The sequence below is a fragment of the Corynebacterium sp. p3-SID1194 genome, from assembly GCF_025144155.1.
Taxonomy (GTDB): Bacteria; Actinomycetota; Actinomycetes; order Mycobacteriales; family Mycobacteriaceae; genus Corynebacterium.
Map to the genome: position 1 here is coordinate 1 of NZ_JALXWY010000023.1, position 18,100 is coordinate 18,100.

Sequence of the window (18,100 nt, forward strand, 5' to 3'; positions counted from 1 at the left end):
AACCGGGCGGATCGCTTCATCGATCAGCGCCGGCGTCGGTCGACTCGCTCACCAGCCGACGGTAGAGATCGTTCTCGCGCATGAGTGAATCATGATCCCCGAACGCCCCGACCCGGCCGTCCTCGAGGACGATGCTTCGATCGGCGAGGGTGAACGCGGAAGGACGATGTGCCACCATCACGACCGACATCCGCGTGCTCAGCTCGCGCAGCATGAGGCAGATCGACCGTTCAGCTTCGCTGTCGAGTGCGGCAGTGCTCTCGTCGAGGAGCAAGAGGGATGGTCCTCGAAGCAGGCCCCGCGCAATGGCCAATCGCTGGCGCTGGCCGCCGGACAGCGCACTTCCCCGATACCCCACATCGTCCGCGGGTTCGACGTGCTGATCTTTGAGGCCGACAGCGTCGAGCACCTTCACAAGGGACTCATCGCTTACCTCTTCGGGATCAGTGTGATGAACGCGACGAACACGCTCACCGGTACACCTGGAGCCAGGGAAAGAATCATGCCGCCGACCGCGGAGACCTCAGCGAACACGACTGCCCAGACAACAGCGCGCACTGGGCGGTGCCGCGATCGACTCGGTCATCGCGATGTGCGTGTGCGGTAACGCCGCGAGCTTCTCTTCCACTGCGCCCATTCGCTTATCGACGTCCTCCGTCGATCCCCCGACCTTCTCCTTCACCGCGGCCGCGACTTCCTTCACCTTTTCGGGCGAGAACCAGGCGTGCTCGAGCTCGTTCGGATCGTCGGGGATGCCGTGGGAGTGATCGTGGCCGTGTCCCTCGTGCTCGTGGCCTTCGTGGCCGTGCTCGCCGTGCTCGTGCCCCTCATGATCATGGCCCTCCTCCCCATGCTCATGGGCATGCTTGTGGGCCTCGGCTTCTTCTTTGCTTATGAGGGGGACGGCGTGGATGATGCGGTCTTGCTCGGCGACGGTGTAGAGGCTGGCGTCGTAGGGGCCGCCGTTGGCGACGAGGGTGCCGGCTTCGCGGACGCGGGCAAGGTCCTTGGCGGAAGGCTCGAAGTGGTGGGGGTCGATGTCGGTGCCGTTGATCACGGCTTCGAGGTGGCCGGACGGTGAAGATGACGAGTCTGCATAGAGGACATCTAACCAGTAATGAAAACTGTTTTCAACGCGCAGCAGGGGTCGTGGGCGATGCGCGAAGGTCGCCGCGGGGAGGGGGAGTGGTTGGGCGGTCCGATATACTGACGGGCGTCTTCAGACCGTCAAGACTGTGAAGGATTCTCATGGCACGAGTCGTTGTAAATGTCATGCCCAAGGCCGAAATTCTGGATCCGCAAGGACAGGCTGTGCACCGAGCACTGGGGCGCATCGGGGTGAACGGGGTGACGGATGTTCGCCAAGGCAAGCGCTTCGAATTGGAGGTCGCCGATTCGGTCACGGACGAGGAGTTGCAGCGCGTCGCTGAGACGCTGCTGACCAATACCGTGATCGAGGACTTCGTCATCGTGCGCGAAGAGGAGGCGTAAAAGATGGCAGCGACCATCGGGGTGATCACATTCCCCGGCACGCTTGACGACGTTGATGCGCTGCGCGCCGTCCGTCTCGCAGGGGCGGAGCCGAAGTCTCTTTGGCATGCGGACGAGGACCTGACCGGCGTTGACGCCGTCATCGTTCCCGGCGGCTTCTCCTACGGCGACTACCTGCGCTCCGGCGCGATCGCGGCGATGGCGCCGATGATGAAGGCCGTCGTGGAGGCCGCTGGCAAGGGCATGCCGGTGCTGGGTATCTGCAACGGCTTCCAGATCCTCACGGAAGCAGGGCTGCTGCCGGGCGCGCTGACCCGTAATAAGGGCCTGCACTTCCACTGCACCGACACCTATCTCGAAGTCGCCAACGCTGAGACGGCGTGGACGAGCGAATTCGAGGCGGGGCAGAAGATCCTCGTGCCGGCAAAGCACGGGGAGGGCAGGTTCCAGGCGGAGCAGGGGACTGTCGAGAAGCTTGAAGCGGAAGGCCGCGTGGTCTTCCGCTACACCGATAATTTCAATGGCTCCATGAACGGCATCGCGGGCGTGACCAGCGAGAACCGCCGTGTCGTGGGGCTCATGCCGCACCCGGAGCACGCCATTGACCTGCTCACCGGGCCGTCCACCGATGGTCTGGGGCTGATCCAGTCCGCCATCGCCGAAATCTCGAAGATCGGAGCGTGATTCGCGTGAGCGAACAGGAAAAGAACCCGCTCGTGCACAATGACACCGTCGAGGCCGCGAAGGCGACGCCGGAGCAGGAACAGCCGTATGCCGCGCTGGGCCTGAAGGACGACGAGTACGCCCGCATTCGCGAGATTCTGGGCCGCCGTCCGACGGACGCGGAGCTGACGGTCTACTCGGTGATGTGGTCGGAGCACTGCTCCTACAAGTCCTCGAAGGTGCACCTGCGCTACTTCGGCGAGACCATGACTGAGGAGATGGCCTCGAAGATTCTCGCTGGCATCGGCGAGAATGCCGGCGTGGTGGACATCGGCGGCGGGGATGCGGTGACGTTCCGCGTCGAGTCGCACAACCACCCCTCCTACGTGGAGCCGTACCAGGGTGCGGCGACCGGTGTTGGCGGCATTGTCCGCGACATCATGGCCATGGGCGCGCGCCCGATCGCCGTGATGGACCAGTTGCGCTTCGGTCCGGCGGACGCAGATGACACCAAGCGCGTGCTGCCCGGCGTCGTCGCGGGCATCGGCGGCTACGGCAACTCGCTCGGTCTGCCGAATATCGGCGGCGAGACCTCGTTCGACGCCACTTACGCGGGCAACCCGCTGGTCAACGCGCTGTGTGTGGGCACGCTGAAGGTCGAGGATTTGAAGCTCGCATTCGCATCCGGCACGGGCAATAAGGTCATGCTCTTCGGTTCCCGCACGGGTCTTGACGGAATCGGCGGCGTGTCCGTGCTGGCGTCCGAGACCTTCGAGGAGGGCGCGGAGCGCAAGCTGCCCGCCGTCCAGGTCGGCGACCCGTTCGCGGAGAAGGTCCTCATCGAGTGCTGCCTGGAGCTCTACGGCGCCAATGTCGTCGTCGGTATCCAGGACCTCGGCGGCGCGGGTCTGGCGTGCGCGACGTCCGAGCTCGCGGCGGCGGGCGACGGCGGCATGCGCGTCAACCTCGACGCTGTTCCGCTGCGCGCGGAGAATATGTCCGCCGCGGAGATCTTGGCCTCCGAGTCCCAGGAGCGCATGTGCGCTGTCGTGGCTCCGGAAAACGTCGAGAGATTCAAGGAGATCTGCGCCAAGTGGGACGTCAACTGCGCAGAGATCGGCGAGGTCACCGCAGAAAACGACCGCCTGATCATCGAGCACAACGGCGAGATCGTTCTCGATGCACCGCCGTCGACCATCGCGGATGAAGCGCCGGTCTACGAGCGCCCGTGGGAGCGCCCGGAGTGGCAGGACGGGGTGCAGGAAGCGGTGGACGTCGATAAGCCTGCGGATGTCGCTGATGCGTGGCTGAAGCTCGTCGCGTCCCCCGCGCTGTGCTCGCGCGACTGGATCACGGAGCAGTACGACCGCTACGTGCGCGGCAACACTGTCCAGGCGCGCCACGCGGATTCGGGCGTTTTGCGTATCGACGAAACCTCCGGACGCGGTGTGTCCGTCTCCGCCGACGCATCCGGCCGCTACACGTACCTGGACCCGAATATGGGCGCGCGCCTCGCTCTGGCCGAGGCGTACCGCAATGTCGCAGTGACCGGTGCCCGCCCCGTCGCGGTGACCAACTGCCTGAACTTCGGCTCCCCGGAGAACCCCGACGTGATGTGGCAGTTCCGCGAAGCTGTCCACGGGCTTGCCGACGGCTCTCGTGAGCTGAATATCCCCGTTTCCGGCGGCAATGTCTCGTTCTACAACCAGACGGGCGAGACCCCGATTCTGCCCACGCCTGTGGTCGGCGTGCTCGGCGTCATCGACGATGTCGCGCACTCCGTGAGCCACCGCGTGGTCAATAACGGGGACCCCGATGTCCTCGTTCTCCTCGGTGAGACGCGCGACGAATTCGGCGGCTCCGTCTGGCAGGACATCTCCGGCGCTGGGCTTGCGGGCCTTCCGCCGCAGGTGGACCTGGCTGACGAGGCGAAGCTCGCGGACTTCTTCTGCGGCTCTGCCGACGCGCCTGCGGAATCTTCCGGTGCGTCTGCCGGACTCACCGCCGCGCACGACCTGTCTGAGGGCGGCCTCGGCCAGGCGGTGTTCGAGATGCTCAAGGACACTGAGAAGGGCGCTGAACTCGACCTTTCGGCTGTTCACGAGGACGCGTTCACCGCGCTGTTCTCCGAGTCCGCTTCCCGCGTGCTCGTGGCGTGCAGCTCCGACCGCGTTGACCGCGTTATCGCCGACGCTGTCGAGCTGGGCATTCCGGCCGCCGTGATCGGCACGACGAATATGAGCGGCGAGATTACTTTCGCTGAGGGCACCCCCGGCGCTGGCCAGTCCATCGGCATGCAGGCGCTGCGCACCGCGTGGGCGGGCACTCTGCCGGGGCTGTTCGCGCACGCCGACGCGCCGAACGCAGCAGTCTAGACACCTGTTTACGCGCAAAGCGCGGGGTACCGCCGTGAAGCGGTCCCCGCGCTTTTTCTGTGCCTTGTGTTAGTTCCGCGGTCTAGTCCGTCCGCTGGGTGGACGGGTTCGGGGAGACGAGCGGCATGGGGCGGTACTCCTCCCGCATCGCCTTGAGCACCTCGGCGTGCTGCCAGAGAGCCTTGTCTTCCTCGGTCTCGGGGACGAATTTGCGGGCCTTCAGCGGGTCGCCGTCCGTGTCGGTAGCGACGTAGGTGAAGGTGGCGTGGATCGCCGTCTGCAGGTTCTCGCGGCCGCCGCGCGGATCGCCAGAACGCACGTGGGTGTCCACGCTCATGGAGCGCTTGCCGGTGCGGGTTAGGCGTGCGTCGACCTCGATGAGGTCACCGATGGAGATCGGGCGGTAGAAGCGGATGCCGCCTGCATAGACGGCCACGGTCTGCTCGCCGGACCATTCCATCGTGCAGGAAGTACCGGCCGCATCGATCCACTCCATCGCGGTGCCGCCGTGGACCTTGCCGCCCCAGTTGATGTCGGTCGGCTTAGCCATGAAGCGGTGGATGATGCGCGGGGCGCGGGACTCACCGTCGTAGGTCTGCTCCGCCATCTGCTCTTCGATATTCTTGCGCAGCTCCATGCGGGACTTCGCGGCCTGCTCGACGCGCTTTTCTTCGTCGGTCTGCGGGACGTACGTGGGCACCTGCATGCCCTTGCCGGTCTCGGGGTCCTTGGCCACGAAGATGACCAGGCAGTCGCAGGCGCGGGTGAACACGCCTTCGCGCGGGTCGGCGGAGAGGACCTCGTTGACGATGTGCATGGAGCTCCGTCCGGTCATGGCGATGCGGGAGCGCACCTCCACGATGTGCCCGGACGGGATGGGGCGGGTGAAGTGAATGTGGCCCACGTATGCGGTGACGCAATAGGTCGAGGACCACTGGACGGCACAGGCGTAGGCGGCTTTGTCGATCCACTCGAGGACGCGTCCGCCGGAAACGCCTTGCGCACCAGCGTGAATGATGTCCGTCGGGGCCGCCATGAAGCGAAGGGTGATGGATGAGGGCTTATCTACAGATTCCGCTGTCTCGGTCATTCCTGTGAGTTTAATACGTAGACTGCGATCATGACTCCTAAGAACGACCCTTCGGCCACCCGCGCCGCGATTGAGGCTGTCAAGGGGTGGATCGAGGATCCGGAAAGCACGCCCGTTCCGGCTCGTGGGCTGATCGCTGACGCTTGTCGACGTTCCGTGCGCGCCCTCGCCGCCGAACTCCCCGGACACACGGTGGAGCTTCGGGTGCCCCCATTTGTGGCTGTTCAGTGTGTTGAGGGCCCGCGTCACACCCGCGGCACCCCTCCCAATGTGGTGGAGATGGCGCCGGAAGTCTGGCTGCAATTGGCCACGGGGAAGCTGGATTATGACACCGCCGTTGCCGAGGGTCTGGTGGAAGCCTCGGGTTCCCGCGCCGGGGAGGTCACCGCCGGCTTGCCGGTGATTGCCCTCTAGGTGGGTGAATCCACTAGGGTTGTGCACGTGCAAAGCCTGAATGCTGATGCTGCCGATGCCGCCAACGTCACCGATCATTCGGTGCCTACTGGTATCCCACGGGATATGGAGGCCGAGGAGAACGAGCCGCGCGAGGAGTGCGGTGTCTTCGGCGTATGGGCACCGGGGGAGGATGTGTCCAAGCTGACGTATTTCGGCCTGTTCGCCTTGCAGCACCGCGGCCAGGAAGGCGCCGGCATCGCGGTGGGCGATGAGGGCCGCATCGTGGTATTCAAAGACAGCGGTCTGGTTTCGCAGGTCTTCGACGAGGCGATTCTGGACGCGTTGCAGGGCGATGTGGCAATCGGCCACACGCGCTATTCCACCGCGGGGTCCGGGAAGTGGGAGAACGTCCAGCCGATGTTCCGGACCTCCCCGAACGGGACCGATGTGTCGCTGGCGCATAACGGCAACCTGGTCAATTTCAAGACGCTGGAAGACGAGGCGATACGCCGCAAGCTCGTGTCCGCCGAGGGGGTCGAGGGGCAGGGCTCGTCGTCGGATACTGCCGTGGTCTCGGCCTTGCTTGCCGACGGCGTCCGCGACGACCGCACCCTCCTCGATTCCGCCCGCGACCTGCTGCCGGCGTTGAAGGGTGCTTTCTGTCTCGTTTTCACCGACGGCAACACCTTGTACGCGGCGCGCGACCCGCATGGCGTGCGACCGCTGTCGCTGGGCCGCCTCGAGCAGGGCTGGGTCGTGGCCAGCGAGACTGCCGCACTGGATATCACCGGTGCATCCTTCGTCCGCGACATCGAACCCGGCGAGCTCATCGCCATCGACGAATCCGGGATTCACACCGAGCGCTTCGCCGACGCCACGCCGAAGACGTGCGTGTTCGAGTACGTCTACATCGCGCGTCCTGATTCTGTGGTGGAAGGCCAAACGGTCAACGCCACCCGCCTGGAGATTGGCCGCCGCCTGTCCCGCGTCGCGCCCGTCGACGGCGACATCGTCATGCCTGTACCTGAGTCCGGCACCCCTGCCGCGATCGGTTACGCCGAAGAATCCGGCATTCCGTTCGCACAGGGTTTGATGAAGAACGCCTATGTCGGCCGCACATTCATCCAGCCATCGGACACCTTGCGCCAGCTGGGTCTGCGCTTGAAGCTCAACCCCGTGCGCGAGATCATCGAGGGCAAGTCCCTTGTCGTTGTCGACGATTCGATCGTGCGCGGCAACACCCAGCGCAAATTGATTCGGATGCTCCGCGAAGCCGGTGCCGCAGAAGTGCACGTGCGTATCGCGTCGCCGCCGGTGAAGTGGCCGTGTTTCTACGGCATCGACTTCGCCAGCCCGGGCGAGCTCATCGCCAATAATGCGGGTGGAGATGAGGAAGCCGTGGCGGAGAATATCTGCCGCGTCATCGGAGCCGATTCATTGGCGTTCGTGAGCATTGACGACATGATCGCCTCCACGGGCAAGCCCGCCAACAATCTGTGCGCCGCATGCTTCGACGGCCACTATCCGCTCGGATTGCCCGAGCACAATGCCAATGCCGATGCGGTTCGGCGCATTCAGGAAGGGATGTAGCTTTCATGACCACCCCCGACAACCAGCGGCCGGAAAACCCGGACACCCAGGCTGACACTTCTGTCTCCTACGCCGCCGCCGGCGTGGATATCGAGGCCGGCGACAAGGCCGTCGAGCTTTTCGCCCCGCACGCCAAGCGCGCGACGCGCCCGGAGGTCCGCGGCAGCCTCGGCGGCTTCGCCGGACTGTTCGCGCTGGGCAAGTACAAGGAGCCGCTGTTGGCGGCTGGCTCGGACGGCGTGGGCACGAAGCTCGCGGTCGCCCAGGCCATGGACAAGCACGACACGATCGGCATTGACCTGGTGGCCATGTGCGTCGACGACCTCGTGGTCTGCGGGGCAGAGCCGCTGTTCCTCCAGGATTACATCGCGGTGGGCAAGGTCGTGCCGGAGAAGGTCGCGGAGATCGTCGGCGGCATCGCTGAGGGCTGCGTCCAGGCCGGTTGCGCGCTGCTCGGCGGCGAGACCGCGGAGCACCCGGGCGTGATGGGCGAGGACGAATACGACGTCTCCGCCACGGCCGTCGGCGTCGTCGAGGCTGACGAGCTGCTCGGCCCTGACCGTGTGCGCGACGGCGACGTGATCATCGGTATGGCGTCGTCCGGCCTGCACTCCAACGGTTATTCCCTGGCCCGCCATGTCCTGCTTGAGAAAGCAGGGCTGCCGCTCGACGGCCACATCGAGGAATTGGGTCGCACGCTCGGCGAGGAGCTGCTTGAGCCGACCCGCATTTACGCCCTCGACTGCTTGGCGCTGGCGCACGAGTGCGAGGTGCGTACGTTCTGCCACGTCACGGGCGGCGGTCTCGTGGGCAACATGGAGCGCGTCATCCCAGAAGGCAAGGTCGCAGAAATGCACCGCGCGTCGTGGGAGCCGCCGCAGATTTTCCGCACCATCCGCACCGTGGGCAAGGTCCCGGAAGAAGAGATGGAAAAGACATTCAACATGGGTGTCGGCATGGTCGCGGTCGTCGCGCCGGAGGACCGTGACCGCGCGCTCGCGATGCTCACCGCGCGCCACGTGGACTGCTGGGAGCTCGGCGTCGTGCGCACCGCGACGGACGAGGATGCGGGGGCTCGCGCGACGCTCGTCGGCACGCACGTGCACTAGTAGCTCAAGGCGCGCACACCGCGCCCCGAGCGGTTTGTGCTGGTGGTAGAGGTAAGCGACATAATTTGACGCGCACGCTATTATGGCATGCAGGACAAATTTTCAGACGTTTTCAGAAGGGCCGCCGATTAGTCGAGCCGCCCTTTAGACACCTCAAGGGGGTCACGCCATGGGTCGCGGACGCGCCAAAGCAAAGCAGACCAAGGTCGCACGCCAGTTGAAGTACAACACGCCCGACATGGATCTTGATTCGCTCCAGCGGGAGCTCGCGGGCAAGGCCCCTTCGAACAACCAGTGGGACGACGACCATGACGAGGACGACGATTACGAGGTCGACCCGCAGTACGCCGAGTACGCCGACTGGGACGCTGACGACGATAAGCGCTAGGAACTAGCGCCCGCGCAGCTTATTCACGGCGGCGCGCCCCGCCTTTTCTCCCTCGTCCGCTGGCAGGGAATCAATGTCCACAGCGGCGGTGACAGTCATGGTGCCGTTTTCCTCGTCGCCTGCTTCGATGTCCAGAGTGATGCCATCTTCTGGTGCATTGAGTGCGGAGCGTTTCACCAACGCTAGGGCGACTGGCCCGTAATCGCAGTCGTGGACGACAGTGCCGAGTCGTCCCACGGTGCGCCCGCCCACGGTGACAGGAGAGCCCGTTTCCGGTTCCGCTGGGGCGGAGCCGTCCAAGTGCACGAGGACCATCAGGCGCGGGGAGCGGCCAAGGTTTTCAACTCGTGCGACGGTCTCCTGCCCGCGGTAGCAGCCCTTATTCAGGTGCACGGCGCCGACGTGGCCGCCGCGGGCAATGAGCGTCGGTGCCTCGTGCGGGATGGATTTCGCGTCGAGGTCCGCGCGTTGTTCTGGCTCTAAGGCCTTGACGCGTTCGGCAGTGAACGCCATCAGGCCTGCCTTTTCCAGGCCGGCGTCAGCGCTGGTGAGCGCCCGGTAGACGTCGGCAAGCTGCTTACGCGGCACGGCGATGTCGATGCGGCGCGGGCCGGCCCAGTCCACCTCGCGGGAGAAGACGGCGCCGGTGGATTCCGGCACGGCGAACGAGTTGGGAGCGCCAAGCACCGTGATGATGCCCAGGTCCGCCTTATCGACCGTCACCTCCGACCAGAAGATCATCTTGGTCAGGTACTCCAGCAGGGATTCACCCAGATATGACGGGGTGTCCAGGAAGAACGCGTCACCGGTGCGCGTGATGTCGCCGTGGTGGAGAATGTGCCCTTGTATGTCCAGATCGCAAAATGCGGCGGAATAACCCTCGGGAGCGTCGTCGAGTTTCTGTGACAGGAGGTTGTTCAAAAATTCCGCGGCGTCCGGTCCCGCCACGCGGATCACGTACCGGTGGCTGCGGTCCACGGCGACACCGCCGCGTTGCACGAAACGCTGTTCGCGCAGGGGATCGCCGTAGTGGGAGGGGACGCCTGCGGCGTCGATAAGCGTGCTCGTTGCGTCGGGCAGCTCGGCCGCACCAGTAAAGCTTAAAAGGGGCGAACGGTAGTTATTCACGTCCCCCAATAGTACGCGGGCATAATGGGGAATCATGGGCCCGAACAACGCAGTCATTTACCTCGTCGAGCCGTTCGGCGGTTCCCTGCGGCGGCAAAACGCGAATCTTCCGCACGTGTACTGGGACGACGCGGCGGTCACGCGCGGCGACGGCTGTTTTGAGACCATCCTTGTCACCGCCGGCACGCCCACGAATCTCGACGCGCACCTGAAACGCTTCGCGAATTCCGCGCGCCTGCTCGACCTCCCAGAACCGCCCGCTCAAGCGTGGCGGAACGCGACCGAGATGGCCGTCGCCGATTTCGTGCGCGAATCCGGGCTGGAACCCGCCGATGTGGAGGCGAAATGCCAGTGGACGTACACCCGCGGCCGCGAATCCACCGGTGTGCCCAGCGCGTGGGTGACCGTGCGGCCGATTCCGCGCGAGCAACTTGAGCTGCGCGAACGTGGCGCGAAAATAATGACCGCCCCGCGCGGCTACACCCTCGCCGCCACGGAGGAGACCCCGTGGCTGACCGTCGGCGCGAAAACGCTCAACTACGCGGCGGCGATGTCCGCCGTACGCTGGGCAAAAAGCCGCGGCTTTGACGACGTCATCTACATCGACCCCGCCACCGGGCGCGTGCTTGAGGGAGCGACCTCGTCAGTGATCGTCGTCCGCGGCGACAAGCTGCGCACGCCCACCACCGGCGGCGACGTGCTACCAGGCACCACCCAAGCCGCGGTCTTCGCACGCGCGGAAAAAGACGGGTGGCGCTGCAAAGAAAAAGACATCGACGTCGATTACCTGCGCGCTTCCGACCAGGTGTGGCTGGTCAGCTCCGTGCGCGGCGGAGTGCGCGTGACCGCCATCGATGGCAAAGAGCTCCCCGCGCCCAGCAAAAAAGAAGAAGCGAAGGTGCGCAAGCTTATCGACGCCGCCGTCGCCGGCTAGCCCGCGATACGCTTCAACTCAGCCGACATGTAGGGGATGAACGTGATGTCGTCCTGCGTGGAACCGGCTGCGACACGCTCGTCGACCCAGCCCAAATTGTTGTTCGGCATCAGCCCGTACATGCGCTTGCCCGGGCCGTGGTTGGCTGGGCCCTGCTCCGTCGCGATCGTGGAGGCCGACGTGATCTGCCACGCGCGCTCGTTGACCGGGGAGCCGTAGAGAACCTCCACCAATCCGCGGGAATTAGTCAGCGTTACCTCGATCTCGTCTTTGAGGGAGATGCGCCAGAACCCGGTCTCACGCTGGTCCGCGCCGGTGGGTTCGCCGTCTTCGTCGATGCGCCAGATACGCGAATCGAAACGCAGGTAATTCTCGCCGTCGTGCGAAATGACCAGCTGCTGGCCGAAAGCGTAGTCCTTCGGCTCTTCCTCCGGCGATGCGGGCAGCTCCACTGCCTGTCCCTCGCCCTGCCACACGCCCACCAGCGGCAGCAGGCCCAGTAGGCCGTCATGCAGGTTCGGGCCCTTGCGCAAATTCGCAGTGTCGTCCGGCAGGGGGATCTCATCCAGGCCCAACCCCGGAATATTGCGGTGCGCCGTGCCCTTCGACTGCTCCGCAGCCAGGTTGACAGCGTCGTTGCTGTTCAGCTTCGCATTCGTCGGTTCGTTCTGCGGGTTCTCGTTTTCGCTCATGACACTCAAGGGTAGTCATCGGCCCGCCGGAACCGCGACGGGGGACAGTAGCTCGTCGGTCACGGTCACATCGTGCTGCTGGGAGGAGAAGCGGATCGACCCGCCCGCCACTTCCACGAGGTCCGCCTGCGCGCCGATCGGGAGGTCGCGGGTATCCAACTCAAGGGTGTACGCGTCGGTGACGGCGGGGGCAAGGGCCGATGGGACGTCGATAAGCTGTTCGGGTTCCATGCGGAAAGTCGTGCCGTCGAGCCGGAGGGTGACCACCGCCGACGTCTTCTCGTCCGTGCCCGGTACCGTGCCCGTGAGCTGCGCCTCGCTCGCTGTGCCGCCCGTCGGCGAAATATCGTATGGATTCGCGATGTCGAGGTCCGTCATGCCGAGCAGTTGGCCGAACGCGACACCGTCGAGGGACAGCGTGTGCTCCACGCGCTTGGCATGCGCCCCCGCGAATTCCGCCCTGACGGCCTTGTCCACGTCGATGTCGATGCCGTAAATATCCGTGCGCGTATTCGCGATTCCCACCCCGTCAACGTGCACATCGAGCGCCTGGAAACTCACGCGCGGAACCCTGCCCGTGAGCGCGACCTGCGCGAACGGAAGACCGCCGACGTACGTCTCCGGGTCCGCCGGAAGGGCGTCAGCCTCCCGCGCGTGCGCGGCCAACGCGCGCTCCACATGCGCCGCCACCGCCGCATCCGCGCCGAACGCGAGCGCGACGACACACGCGATCGCCGCAAGCATCTTCACCTTCATGCCTTTACCGTAGCCTGGGGGTATGACACAGGGTTCTTCCGCAGTGCAGCGCGTCGATCTCGGCGCCGAATCCGCGCTGGTCGACGCCGCCCGCGCCCTCCTCGACCGCGCGCATGAGGCCGACGGCGTCGAAGCCTTCTCCGAGGGATTCACCAAAGAGCTCGGCCGCGGATCGGACCATATCTATTGGGCATCGCTTATCGACGACACCCTGTGCTCCCTCGCCGCCTGCGCCCCCGACGGCTCCGCCGAACTGGTCGTGGACCCAGCTTCCCGTCGCAACGGGCACGGCGCCGCACTCGCTGAAACCGTCTTACAGGCGCGCCCCGACGCTGGCCTGTGGGCCCACGGTAATCTTCCCGCGGCCCAAGCCCTCGCGTCGAGCTTGTCGCTGCACCCCACCCGCGAACTTCTCGTCATGGCTGTCGACGGCACAGCCTTGCAGCGCATCGGCGGATTCGGTGCCACCGGCGATGCTCTGCCTGCCGACCTTGAGGAGCTGAGCTACACCGAATCCGTTTCGCGCTGGGGCCGCGATGCCGTCGAGCAGGCCTGGTTGGACGTCAACAACGACGCGTTCTCCTGGCACCCCGAGCAAGGCGGCCAGACTGCTGAGGCGCTTCACGATTCCATGGACGCCCCCTGGTTCGACCCTGACGGCGTGCGTTTGCTGTGGGCAGCTGATCGCGTTGAAGCTGACGTGCTGTCTGCTTTGGCCGGCTTCCACTGGACTAAGCGCCACTCGGAAGAAGTGGGGGAGGTCTACGTCGTCGGCCTGTCCTCCGCTTATCGCGGCCGCGGACTCGGCGACCCCCTCATGCGCGCTGGACTCGAGCACCTCGTCGCAGGCGGTTCGCGCCGAGTCATTCTCTATGTCGAAGCCGACAACGTTCCCGCCGTGCGCAGGTACGAAGCGATGGGCTTTGAGGTGGCGGAGCGCCACGTCGTCTATTCCGCGGGTCCCGTCGACCGTGCCAACGCTGTGCGCGCGGCCTGACGCTCCTCGTGGTCAAAAATGTGACACAGAACGCACCACTAATTCACAGGAGATCCCAAAGTTAACTCATTGTTCACCGTTTAGGGGTCGCATGGTTAACGCGAAACCCGTAGCTTCCCAAATGTGAGCACTCAGGCACGGACATTCCTGCGCCCTGAGACCGATGCTCAGAAGCAATCTGAATTCGCACCGGAAAGGTATCCCCGTGATCCGTAACATCAAGCGCACTGCAGCAGTCGCAGGCATTGCTGCACTGACCTCCATGACCCTCGTCGCTTGCGGCGACTCCAACGAGAAGGGCACCGAAGACGCCAAGGGCGGCGAGAGCACCGCTTCCGAGGGCCAGGACGCTGGCTCCATCGAGGGCCTGTCCGGCCAGACCGGCCAGCTCGTCGCTGAGGGTGCTACCTCCCAGAAGAACGCTATGGAGTACTTCGGCGTTCGCTACTCCGAGGCAGTCCCCGGTGCGAACCTCGCGTACAACGCGACCGGCTCCGGCAAGGGCATCAAGAACTTCACCGGTAACCAGGCTGTCTTCGCTGGCTCCGACTCCCCGCTGAAGGAGGACAAGGGCGAGGTCGAGGCTGCCAAGGAGCGTTGCGGTGGCAACGACGCATGGCACCTGCCGATGGTCATCGGCCCGGTCGCTATCGCCTACAACATCGAGGGCGTTGACGAGCTGAACCTGACCGTCGACAACATCGTCGAGATCTTCAACGGCACCATCAAGAACTGGAACGACCCGAAGATCGCCGAGAACAACGACGGCGTCGAGCTGCCGGACCAGAACATCTCCGTGATCTACCGCTCCGATGAGTCCGGTACCTCCGACAACTTCCAGAAGTTCCTGGCTGCTGCTTCCGACGGCAAGTGGACCGGCGAGGGCAAGGCATTCCCGAAGGAGGTCGGCGTCGGTAAGGATGGCTCCACCTCCGTGGCTGAGGAAGTCAACGCTACCCCGGGTGCTATCACCTACGTCGAGTCCGGCTACGCACGTGACCTCGACCTCGGTGTCGCCAACATCGACTTCGGTGGCGGCCCGGTTGAGCTGTCCGACGAGACCGTCAACAAGGCTCTGGAATCCGTCCAGTTCAAGACCGAGGGCAACGACATGGTCGTCGACTCCAAGGCTCTGTTCTCTTCCCACGAGGGTGGCGCATACCCGCTCATCCTGACCACCTACGAGATCGTCTGCTCCAAGGGCTACGACGAGGAGACCAAGAACATGGTGAAGGACTTCCTCACCGTCGTCCTCGAGTCCCAGGACGAGGAGCTCGCTGATGCTGGCTTCATCCCGGTCAAGGGCGAGTTCGCCGAGAAGCTGAAGGCTTCCGTCGACGCTATCTCCTAAGGCCTGAGCGTCACACGTACCCAGCCTCACAGTCTGGGTAAGACAACATGCCCCCTGCCGCAGCTGTGAGCCGGGGGCATGTTCACGTGGTGGGTGCGGTCCGGGAACCTCCAACGGTGTCGTCCGTACGCCCCGACAAAAGTGGGGGAGCGTCCACGCTCTTCTACACACTGACTTTCACTATTCAAAGGAATCGTCACTATGGCTGACAACGAACTGCCGGATAACGCTCGCGCCGGCTCCGTGACCAGCGCCGACCCGATCGGTGGCTCGTCGCAGGCGACGCCTGTAGAAACGGACCGAGATGACTCTGCCGCTGTGGGCACCGCAGGTGGCGGTGCTGGCGTGAAGCGTCCGGGCGACCGCGTCTTCGAATCGCTCTCCACCATTTCCGCCGCCCTGATCACCGTCATCATCATCGCGATCGGTCTGTTCCTCCTGATGCAGGCCTTCAACCCGCTGCGCCTGAACAAAGAGAACTTCTTCACCTACGGAGGCGACTGGCAGACCGCGAACTTGGAGGAGATGAAGTTCGGTATTCCGAACCTCTTCTTCACCACGATCACGGTCTCGATCATCGCTCTGATCATCGCCATGCCGATCGCCCTTGGCATTGCGATCTTCCTGTCCAACTACGCGCCGAAGAAGCTGGTGCGTCCGCTGGCAACGCTGGTCGACATGCTCGCGGCTGTCCCGTCGATCGTTTACGGTTTGTGGGGCGCGCAGGTGCTCGGTCCGAAGCTCTCCGGCTTCTACGAGTGGATTCATTCCTGGGGCGGCAACTTCTTCCTGTTCAAGCAGTACCAAAACTCCCCGTCGTTCGCGACGGGCGGCAACATGCTCACCGGTGGCATCGTCCTGGCGATCATGATTCTGCCGATCATCGCGGCGACCACCCGCGAGATCTTCGTGCAGACCCCTCCAGGACAGATCGAGTCCGCCCTGGCACTGGGCGCGACCCGCTGGGAAGTCATCCGCATGACTGTTCTTCCGTTCGGTATGTCCGGCTACATCGCCGGCTCCATGCTGGGCCTCGGTCGTGCCCTGGGCGAAACCATGGCGCTCTACATGGTCATCCCGACCGGCCCGGAATTCCGTGGCTCGCTTTTCGACGGCGGCTCGACCTTCGCGACCGCCATCGCGAGTGCCTCGGCAGAGTTCAACAACCCGACTTCCGCTGGTGCGTACATTTCCGCGGGTCTGGTGCTGTTCCTGCTGACCTTCATCGTCAACTCGATCGCACGTGCGATCGTCAACAAGAAGTAGGTGTATGACATGAGCACTGCATACCCCGGTAAGAATTCTGGCGAGTCCAAGAAGGTCACCAAGGTGACAGAGACCGCCCCGGCCGAGACCGCGGCTGGCACCACCGCAGCTACCGCGACCGCGACCCGCGAGAAGGCAACCGCGACCAGCGGCAGCCCATTCACCCACATCTCCTCATCCCGCAAGACCATGAACTCCTTCATGGGCGGCCTGATGTGGGTCGCGATGATCCTCGCCCTGATCCCACTGCTCTGGCTGCTGTTCACGCTGGTGTCCCGCGGTTATGAGGCCATCTTGAGCCCGGACTGGTGGACCCAGGACATGGTCGGCGTCCGCGCCCGCCGCGAGGGCGGCGGCGCCCTGCACGCCATCGCCGGTACCCTCATGCAGACGCTGATCGCGTCGCTGTTCTCCATTCCGATCGGTATCTTCACCGCTATCTACCTGGTGGAGTACTCCAATGGCAGCAAGCTGGGCAAGCTGACCACCTTCATGGTGGACATCCTGTCCGGTGTTCCGTCCATCGTTGCCGCTCTGTTCGTCTACGCCCTGTGGATCACCATCCTCGGCCAGCAGCGCTCCGGCTTCGCCGTGTCGCTCTCGCTGATCCTGCTGATGGTCCCGGTGGTGGTGCGCAACACCGAGGAGATGCTCCGCGTTGTCCCGATGGATCTGCGCGAGGCGTCCTACGCCCTCGGCGTCCCGAAGTGGAAGACCATTGCACGCATCGTGTTGCCGACGGCACTGTCCGGCATCGTCACCGGCATCATGCTGGCTATCGCCCGCGTCATGGGTGAGTCCGCTCCTGTGCTGATCCTTGTCGGCTCCACGCCGCAGCTGAACTGGACCCACCTGTTCGGTCAGCCGCAGTCTTCGCTTCCGCTGTTCATGCTCGATATGTGGAAGTCCGGTTCTGCGCAGCCGGTCATGGACCGCCTGTGGGGCGCAGCCCTCACCCTGGTCATCCTCGTTGTTGTCTTGAACCTCCTGGCACGTTTCATTGCCGCGAAGTTCTCGGTCAAGAAATAAGTCGCCCCGCCCTTCATTCCCATCTAGGAGAAACTAATGTCTATCAAGCTCCAGCTGAACGACCTCGACATTTACTACGGCGACTTCCACGCCGTCCAGAGCGTCAACATGGATATCCCCGCACAGGCTGTGACCGCATTCATCGGTCCGTCCGGCTGCGGTAAGTCCACCGTGCTTCGCACCCTGAACCGCATGCACGAGGTGATCCCGAACGCGTCCGTCGACGGCGAAGTGCTTCTCGACGGCCACGACATCTACGCCAAGAACGTCGACCCGGTGGCTGTCCGCAACACCATCGGCATGGTGTTCCAGAAGGCGAACCCGTTCCCGACCATGTCCATCGAGGACAACGTCGTCGCCGGCCTGAAGCTGTCCGGCGAGAAGAACAAGAAGAAGCTCAAGGAGGTCGCTGAGCGCTCCCTGCGTGGCGCGAACCTCTGGGACGAGGTCAAGGACCGTCTGGATAAGCCGGGCGGCGGCCTCTCCGGTGGTCAGCAGCAGCGTCTGTGCATCGCCCGCGCGATCGCAGTCCAGCCGGAGGTCCTGCTCATGGACGAGCCGTGTTCCGCTCTGGACCCGATCTCCACCCTCGCTGTGGAGGACCTGATCCACGAGCTGAAGGACGAGTACACCATCGTCATCGTGACGCACAACATGCAGCAGGCAGCTCGTGTGTCCGACAAGACCGCGTTCTTCTCCCTCGAGGCGACCGGTAAGCCGGGCCACCTCGTCGAGTTCAACGACACCAACACGATCTTCGAGAACCCTGAGCGCAAGGAGACCGAGGATTACATCGCTGGCCGCTTCGGCTAAGCCATTTCGCGCAGCAGCCCCCGCTAGGATTC

General features: G+C 64.4%; 18 protein-coding genes and 2 pseudogenes. 13 read left to right on the plus strand and 7 right to left on the minus strand.

What is annotated here, in order from left to right; all coding sequences use genetic code 11:
* Positions 1 to 16: 16 nt before the first annotated feature.
* The 3 genes and pseudogenes from M3G19_RS10810 to M3G19_RS10820 all read right to left on the minus strand — a co-directional run.
* Positions 17 to 421 (minus strand): annotated as a pseudogene (locus tag M3G19_RS10810) (ATP-binding cassette domain-containing protein); the annotation flags it as partial.
* Between the two features lie 8 nt (positions 422 to 429).
* Positions 430 to 561 (minus strand): annotated as a pseudogene (locus M3G19_RS10815) (metal ABC transporter permease); the annotation flags it as partial.
* Positions 524 to 1,057, minus strand: a complete 534-nt coding sequence (locus M3G19_RS10820) for a metal ABC transporter solute-binding protein, Zn/Mn family (RefSeq protein ID WP_259902641.1) — start codon at positions 1,055 to 1,057, stop codon at positions 524 to 526. The gene M3G19_RS10820 and the pseudogene M3G19_RS10815, both read right to left, overlap by 38 nt.
* Positions 1,058 to 1,248: 191 nt before the next feature.
* On the opposite strand from M3G19_RS10820, the gene purS reads away from it, so the two are divergent.
* The 3 genes from purS to purL are packed head-to-tail and all read left to right on the plus strand — an operon-like array spanning position 1,249 to position 4,529.
* The gene (purS, locus tag M3G19_RS10825) at positions 1,249 to 1,491 is read left to right on the plus strand and encodes a phosphoribosylformylglycinamidine synthase subunit PurS (RefSeq protein ID WP_210574370.1); all 243 of its coding nucleotides are present in this window, start codon (positions 1,249 to 1,251) and stop codon (positions 1,489 to 1,491) included.
* A 3-nt stretch (positions 1,492 to 1,494) separates the two neighbouring features.
* Entirely contained in the window at positions 1,495 to 2,175 is a 681-nt protein-coding gene (purQ, locus tag M3G19_RS10830; protein WP_259902642.1) for a phosphoribosylformylglycinamidine synthase subunit PurQ, read from the plus strand.
* The gene (gene purL, locus M3G19_RS10835) at positions 2,172 to 4,529 is read left to right on the plus strand and encodes a phosphoribosylformylglycinamidine synthase subunit PurL (protein ID WP_396121781.1); all 2,358 of its coding nucleotides are present in this window, start codon (positions 2,172 to 2,174) and stop codon (positions 4,527 to 4,529) included. The genes purQ and purL overlap by 4 nt, the downstream gene beginning before the upstream one ends.
* Before the next feature lie 82 nt (positions 4,530 to 4,611).
* Here purL and M3G19_RS10840 read toward each other — a convergent pair whose 3' ends face one another.
* Complete coding sequence (locus M3G19_RS10840) at positions 4,612 to 5,619, minus strand: acyl-CoA thioesterase (RefSeq protein ID WP_210574374.1); 1,008 nt, start codon at positions 5,617 to 5,619, stop codon at positions 4,612 to 4,614.
* A 30-nt stretch (positions 5,620 to 5,649) separates the two neighbouring features.
* Between M3G19_RS10840 and M3G19_RS10845 the strand changes: the two genes are divergently transcribed.
* The 4 genes from M3G19_RS10845 to M3G19_RS10860 all read left to right on the plus strand — a co-directional run bounded on the left by M3G19_RS10845 (position 5,650) and on the right by M3G19_RS10860 (position 9,102).
* Positions 5,650 to 6,033, plus strand: a complete 384-nt coding sequence (locus M3G19_RS10845; protein WP_210574376.1) for a sterol carrier family protein — start codon at positions 5,650 to 5,652, stop codon at positions 6,031 to 6,033.
* Between the two features lie 105 nt (positions 6,034 to 6,138).
* Positions 6,139 to 7,605, plus strand: a complete 1,467-nt coding sequence (gene purF, locus M3G19_RS10850) for an amidophosphoribosyltransferase (RefSeq protein WP_259902666.1) — start codon at positions 6,139 to 6,141, stop codon at positions 7,603 to 7,605.
* Positions 7,606 to 7,610: 5 nt separating this feature from the next.
* Complete coding sequence (gene purM / locus M3G19_RS10855; protein WP_259902644.1) at positions 7,611 to 8,714, plus strand: phosphoribosylformylglycinamidine cyclo-ligase; 1,104 nt, start codon at positions 7,611 to 7,613, stop codon at positions 8,712 to 8,714.
* A 169-nt stretch (positions 8,715 to 8,883) separates the two neighbouring features.
* Positions 8,884 to 9,102, plus strand: coding sequence for a DUF3073 domain-containing protein (locus tag M3G19_RS10860; RefSeq protein WP_210574380.1), 219 nt, complete (start codon positions 8,884 to 8,886; stop codon positions 9,100 to 9,102).
* 3 nt (positions 9,103 to 9,105) lie between these two features.
* On the opposite strand, the gene M3G19_RS10865 is transcribed toward M3G19_RS10860, so the two are convergent.
* On the minus strand, positions 9,106 to 10,266 hold the full coding sequence (locus tag M3G19_RS10865) for a folate-binding protein YgfZ (RefSeq protein ID WP_259902645.1): 1,161 nt from the start codon (positions 10,264 to 10,266) through the stop codon (positions 9,106 to 9,108).
* Here M3G19_RS10865 and M3G19_RS10870 point away from each other — a divergent pair.
* Complete coding sequence (locus M3G19_RS10870) at positions 10,265 to 11,164, plus strand: aminodeoxychorismate lyase (protein ID WP_259902646.1); 900 nt, start codon at positions 10,265 to 10,267, stop codon at positions 11,162 to 11,164. The genes M3G19_RS10865 and M3G19_RS10870 overlap by 2 nt on opposite strands.
* Here the strand turns inward: M3G19_RS10870 and M3G19_RS10875 are convergent.
* Positions 11,161 to 11,856 (minus strand): FABP family protein, encoded by a 696-nt coding sequence (locus tag M3G19_RS10875; protein ID WP_259902647.1) that lies wholly within the window; start codon positions 11,854 to 11,856, stop codon positions 11,161 to 11,163. The two genes, M3G19_RS10870 and M3G19_RS10875, sit on opposite strands and share 4 nt — an antisense overlap.
* A 15-nt stretch (positions 11,857 to 11,871) precedes the next feature.
* Positions 11,872 to 12,612: a DUF2993 domain-containing protein gene (locus tag M3G19_RS10880; RefSeq protein ID WP_259902648.1), complete on the minus strand. Its 741-nt coding sequence runs from the start codon at positions 12,610 to 12,612 to the stop codon at positions 11,872 to 11,874.
* Positions 12,613 to 12,634: 22 nt separating this feature from the next.
* On the opposite strand from M3G19_RS10880, the gene mshD reads away from it, so the two are divergent.
* The 5 genes from mshD (at position 12,635) to pstB (ending at position 18,068) form a co-directional block, all read left to right on the plus strand.
* Positions 12,635 to 13,609: a mycothiol synthase gene (gene mshD, locus M3G19_RS10885; protein WP_259902649.1), complete on the plus strand. Its 975-nt coding sequence runs from the start codon at positions 12,635 to 12,637 to the stop codon at positions 13,607 to 13,609.
* A gap of 205 nt (positions 13,610 to 13,814) precedes the next feature.
* Positions 13,815 to 14,960 carry a phosphate ABC transporter substrate-binding protein PstS gene (gene pstS, locus M3G19_RS10890; RefSeq protein WP_259902650.1) on the plus strand — a complete coding sequence of 382 codons (1,146 nt, stop codon included), beginning with the start codon at positions 13,815 to 13,817 and terminating at the stop codon, positions 14,958 to 14,960.
* A 201-nt stretch (positions 14,961 to 15,161) separates the two neighbouring features.
* Entirely contained in the window at positions 15,162 to 16,226 is a 1,065-nt protein-coding gene (gene pstC, locus M3G19_RS10895; protein WP_259902651.1) for a phosphate ABC transporter permease subunit PstC, read from the plus strand.
* A gap of 9 nt (positions 16,227 to 16,235) precedes the next feature.
* Complete coding sequence (gene pstA / locus M3G19_RS10900) at positions 16,236 to 17,255, plus strand: phosphate ABC transporter permease PstA (RefSeq protein WP_396121782.1); 1,020 nt, start codon at positions 16,236 to 16,238, stop codon at positions 17,253 to 17,255.
* A gap of 36 nt (positions 17,256 to 17,291) precedes the next feature.
* Entirely contained in the window at positions 17,292 to 18,068 is a 777-nt protein-coding gene (gene pstB, locus M3G19_RS10905) for a phosphate ABC transporter ATP-binding protein PstB (RefSeq protein WP_210574394.1), read from the plus strand.
* Positions 18,069 to 18,100: the final 32 nt, after the last annotated feature.